This window comes from Mucilaginibacter sp., from assembly GCF_036383575.1.
Taxonomy (GTDB): Bacteria; Bacteroidota; Bacteroidia; order Sphingobacteriales; family Sphingobacteriaceae; genus Mucilaginibacter.
Window position 1 is genome coordinate 1 of record NZ_DASVOB010000761.1, and the last position, 5,372, is coordinate 5,372.

Genomic DNA, 5,372 nt, shown 5'->3' on the forward strand with positions numbered 1-5,372 from the left:
CTTCACCGTGCTGGCCTGTTTATCATCATTCCTGGTCATGAAAACAGGTCACCTGAGCAGCGCCCACAACCTTTCATTCCTTATTTTAATATTGCTGCCTATAGTTTACTACGCCCCTTCCCTGCGCATTTTTGGTGGAAAGGCAGATTATGTACAAACCATAGGTATGACAGCCACGCTATTCTTTTCATTGGTACCTGCTGTTGTTGAAACGCTCACAAGGCTCCCTGTTGAACAACCTGTAGCCGACGGCCCTGATTCGCCCGTAGTAAAAATGGGGCTTTTGATCATGTTGGTATTATTTGTAGCAGGTATGATATACCAGGCAATTAAACTGAAGAGCCAGCGTAAGGGACTTACCCCTGCAATGTAAATTGTACCTGCCGATACTTATTATATATTAACTGTCTGGGGCCTGCCTGTTTTTTACGGGCAGGCATTTTTTCTTGTTTCTTCAGAACTTCTGTACCTGTTTACCAGCTATTAATTTTTAATATTTAATCAATTACAGATTTGGTAATGTCCTGAAATAGCTGGAAATTGCCCTGAAGGTTGTGCAGAAAGAAATATTGAATTATCAATACAGCGCATATCCTTTTCTTCCATTTTATATCAATTCTTAATCGTATAACACATTTAACATGAAAAAAGTAACGGGGCTTGGCGGCGTATTTTTTAAATGCGATAATCCGCAGGAGATGAACGAATGGTACGCTAAAAACCTTGGATTGCCTACCAGTGAGTACGGAGTAGCATTTGATTGGCGACAGGCCGATGATCCGTCGAAAAAAGGGACAACGGCATGGTGCACATTTCCGCAGGATACCAAATATTTCAATCCCTCGACTAAGCCATTTATGATCAATTACCTGGTGGAAGATATTGTTGCACTGGTTGATGAACTAAAAAAGAGCAACGTGACCATTGTTGATGAGATTGCGGAGTATGACTACGGCAAATTTGTCCATATACTTGATCCGGAAGGGAATGTCATTGAACTTTGGGAAGCCGCAGATGACTCAGATCAGGAGAACGAGGCGGGATAAATCGTACTTTATATTTTGCATCAAACCTGTTAATGCGTCCACGCTCACCTAACAACAACAAAAGGTAAGCGTGGACGTATACTGCGTAATAATTCAAGTAAAAGACGCCATAGCCGTTAACTTAACGCGGGATTGTGCGATTCCTCTCTTGAGGGGTGGAGGGGTGTGTTTCTGCTTTGATAACCTTATAGCAGAAACACACCCCTGCTACCACTCGTTCCTACGCGCTCCCTCTCAAGAAGGGATCTTTTTAATCCTTTGTTCAATTAATTGCTTAGTTACCGGCTACGCAAAATTATCTTTGAGTAACCCTTACCCAGTCAACCAGCATTTTGGCGTGGCCATTTTTAACAAGTTCAACTGTGGATTGCGGTAAACCGTAAGGCTGTTTTACCCCGTTGATCTTTACCGGGTAGCCACCGCCTAATGCAAAGTTGAGGATGAGATACTGTTGGTTATCAAAAGCCCACTTGCCATAATGCTGGGCCATTGTTTTGGTTACCCGGAACATGAGCTTTCCATCATATTTAAAATCAAGCTCATCGGGCGTCCAGTCCACCGCGTAGGTATGCCAGTGGGTTACGTCCTTACCAGCATCAAAATACTGACGGTTTACAAAGGGGGTTTCACCGCTATAACCGGGGCCATGTACGGCAGCGCTCACCCAGTCTTTTTCACCAATGTATTCCATAATATCGGTTTCGCCGGTTAAAGGCCAATTACCGGTACCCAGCAGCCACCAGGCAGGCCATAGACCGGCACCATCTGTCAGTTTAATACGAGCTTCGGCAGTACCGTAAGTGAACTGAAATTTGTTTTGCGTGGTCATTCTGCTCGATATAAAATCAAAATGCTGACCATCCTTCGTAACAAAACCCGGAGCTGATTGCGGCCGGATCACCAGTGCACCTCCATCTGCGCCTTCGGCATCTGCACCGTGTGCGATGAAAGCGGTAGACGGGGTATCGACATAAGCTTGCAGCTCGTCGTTAAAATGCATCCCGGTTATCTCGAAATTCCATTTGGAGCGGTCGATCTTGTCCTGGTTAAAATCATCGTAAAAAACAACTTTCCCCGTTGAGCCCGTAGTTACCGTACTTTTTGTAGATGAGCAGGCTGATAGCAATACGACGCCAAATAGCAGGCCAACAGGCAGCTTGTATCTGTATTTTTTAAAATTCATAATTATTATTTGGTTCAATGAGTGGCCGGTATATGTTGAACAAACCGGCCACCGGCTAATTAATTTACTGATACAATCTGATATAATCTATTTCCATAGTACCTCCCGTCACTGCCGGATCAACCGCACCACCAAAATTGCCGCCCATGGCCACATTAAGGATAATGAAGAAGTTTTGATTGAATGGCAAACTGCTGTCATTGGCAACTGTTTGGAATACCGTACCATCAACAGAGATCTTAATGGATGTTGCCGACCAATCAACAGCGTACACGTGAAACTCGGTAGTAGCGGTTGAAATGGTTGTGTTAGCGCCATTTCCGTTAGCACCCGAATGCCCCGGATAATGCAGCGTACCGAAGATCTTATTTAACTGGTTGCCCACATGTTCCATAATGTCGATCTCCCCGCAAGCCGGCCATGGCGAAGTAGCATAATTACTGCCCAGCATCCATATGGCCGGCCAGGTACCGCCACCAGCAGGTAACTTAGCCCTTATTTCAAGACGGCCATACTTAAAGGCAAACTTCTGATCCGACTTTAACCTTGCTGATGTATAAGCGCTGCCCATGTAGTCTTCTTTTTTCAGGTTGATCTTCAACGTTCCGCCGGATACAATAACGTTTGTTGACCTGTCGGTATAATATTCCAGTTCGTTATTACCCCAGCCACCGGCACCAAGATCATAACCCCATACAGCAGGGTTTGGAGCCCCGTCAGTATTAAACTCTTCCGACCAGGTAGGTGTCGGGCCGCTTGTTGCGAATGATATAGTTACCGCCAACGATTTTGTAGCAGTATGTCCTGTGCTGCTTTTAGCTGTAACCTTAGCAGTAAAAGTCCCTTCGGCGGGGTATTTATAGGTTAGTGTGCCGTTTGTTGAGTTTTGGAAACTGCCGTTGCCGAAATCAAACTCATAGCTTACAGCATTGGTTGCAGTTGCGGTAAAAGCCACATTACCGCTGCCGTCGGTACTTACCACGGCTTTAAGAGTAAGCCCGGTGGGTGGCGTTCCAACCGAACCCAGACCTTCGTTCTTTTTGCCGCAAGCGGCAAAAAGAAACGATACCAGCATTATGAATAGAGATATGCGTAAATTTTTCATATGATTATTGTTTAACTTTTAATATCTGATACCAGGCAAGCCCGTCGATACCGATGTTACGTAAAGAGATCTGGGTTGAAGTAAGTGACAGTATCTCGTAAGTATTGCCGCCAGTGCCAAAATTGATCAATCCGTTACCAGGCACAACAAACTGGATGCGGGTTGAATTAGCAGATGTTGAAGCCGATGTAGCATCCATAAAGGTTAAGTTACGGGTACCCGATACATCAATATCATAGCAATTATCACCACCTGCTTTGCCATAAAATGCTGTAGCCGCAGCGATAAAAAATGATTGCCCCTTATTATTGATGCTCATGCTCACAGTATTGTTGGCGTTTTTGGTAAAGGTGATCTCATCATCATATAAACACTCAGCACGCTCATTAGGGGCCGCCGCATAGTAAGATGGCGTAAATCCATCGGCGGGGCCAACACCTACGTGGCCTGGTGTTGTCCTGGCGGTAACCCATGTTTGTGATGAGCCATTGGTCAGGTTCTGAAGGATCTCGGCAGGGATATCAAATGCTACAAACACGCTTATCTTTTTACTGATAGTGGATGTTGTACCTCCCGTACCTATTGCGTTTACGGTTATGGTATAATCAAACGTACCGGGATTGCTATACTTGTAAGTAATAGTACCGGACGGTACAATTTGTGTATTGCCATCGCCAAAATCTATCTTGTAACTGATAGCCTTACTGGCCGTAGTGGTAATGGTCACTTTACCGGTACCACCACCTGCTGGGTTGGCATCGTTTTTACCGTCGATAGCTGCATTGAGCGTCAGATCGGTGGGGGTATTTAGCGGACCAAACGAGTATTGGGGCTTTTTACAGCTGGTATAACCAATAACAGCTGCTATGATAATGATCGCTATTGCTTTTATGTTGATTTTCATGATCTGTTATTAATTAAGTGTGATATCATCAAACAGGAAAGTATAATTGGCAGATCCATCGCCCTTGGTGCCGTTATCAAATATCAGCACCACTTTTTGGTATGATTTTGCTGTATTGATAGCACTGTAATCAAAGGTGAGTTCCTCCCAGGCATTGGCTGTTGTAGTTGCTACTTCCTGCTGATAGTTGGTATTACCATCGGTCAGGTTTTCTACTTTCAGCAACACCTTGGCCCCTACACGCGGCGAATACACTTTCATTTTAAAGGTTTTCTTTGTCGAAAAATCTATCGGGTTATCCAGCGTTATAAAGCTGCCGCCGTAAGTTTCGCCGTTGTATTTGATCATCTGGCCAACCTTACTGCTGGTATTGATACCTATAGCATGAGGATTATTTACTATAGACACAGCACCGCCCGCGAAATCGGTAAAGGCATAAGTTACTGCCGATGACTCAAAAGTAAGCGGCAAGCCTAAAACACTTGACGATGGATCGGGTGCTATGAACATTACATCATCCCAATAAAACTTTTTGCCATTTCCAGCAACGTTAAAATCGAAGAAGAGAGACGCTTTGTCATAATTTACTGACAGGTCAAGCGCAGGTGTACCGGTTGAGTTTTTAGTAAAATCAAAGGTCAGTGTTTCCCAGGCATTGGCCTTGGTGGTCAGCACATCGGTTTCAACAGATTTTGCAGCATTGTTATGATCTTCAATCTTTAATTTGATATCGATGCCCACAGCCGGTGAATAAACCCTTACACTCATTTTGGTAGAAGTAGCCGTAAGCGGTACTTTGGCTGAAAAGCCGATTGGGGTACCAATAGTTGTACCGGCCCATGTTTGAGCACCATTGGGTTTTGTTGTAATTTTAACTTTATTGGCTGCGTTGGTCGGGTCGACACCATCAACAGTTTGATTATTACCGAAATCGGTTACCGCGTAGTTAACGTCGGTTGCGTCAAAAGTTACCGGTAAGTTGATCTGTTTCAGTGTTGGCGGAGCGGCTACCAGTTGGAAGTCATCTGCATAAAACACCTTACCGCTGCCCGGGTTGCCAAAATCAAAGAAGATAGAAGCTTTGTCATAATTAAATGTTGGGTCAAGCGCCGGTGTGCCCGCGGCCTGTTGTGT

General features: G+C 44.7%; 6 protein-coding genes. 2 read left to right on the forward strand and 4 right to left on the reverse strand.

Features of this window, described 5'->3' with window-relative positions; genetic code table 11:
• Positions 1-373, forward strand: a 373-nt coding sequence (locus VF500_RS27145; RefSeq protein WP_330862670.1) for a hypothetical protein, incomplete at its 5' end; no start/stop codon positions are given.
• Positions 374-641: 268 nt separating this feature from the next.
• The gene (locus tag VF500_RS27150; RefSeq protein WP_330862671.1) at positions 642-1,046 is read left to right on the forward strand and encodes a VOC family protein; all 405 of its coding nucleotides are present in this window, start codon (positions 642-644) and stop codon (positions 1,044-1,046) included.
• Positions 1,047-1,341: 295 nt separating this feature from the next.
• Here VF500_RS27150 and VF500_RS27155 read toward each other — a convergent pair whose 3' ends face one another.
• The 4 genes from VF500_RS27155 to VF500_RS27170 form a co-directional block, all read right to left on the reverse strand.
• Positions 1,342-2,229 (reverse strand): glycoside hydrolase family 16 protein, encoded by an 888-nt coding sequence (locus VF500_RS27155; protein ID WP_330862672.1) that lies wholly within the window; start codon positions 2,227-2,229, stop codon positions 1,342-1,344.
• Positions 2,230-2,293: 64 nt separating this feature from the next.
• Complete coding sequence (locus VF500_RS27160; protein ID WP_330862673.1) at positions 2,294-3,334, reverse strand: family 16 glycosylhydrolase; 1,041 nt, start codon at positions 3,332-3,334, stop codon at positions 2,294-2,296.
• 4 nt (positions 3,335-3,338) lie between these two features.
• Complete coding sequence (locus VF500_RS27165) at positions 3,339-4,238, reverse strand: PKD domain-containing protein (protein ID WP_330862674.1); 900 nt, start codon at positions 4,236-4,238, stop codon at positions 3,339-3,341.
• 9 nt (positions 4,239-4,247) lie between these two features.
• Positions 4,248-5,372, reverse strand: a 1,125-nt coding sequence (locus VF500_RS27170; RefSeq protein WP_330862675.1) for a hypothetical protein, incomplete at its 5' end; no start/stop codon positions are given.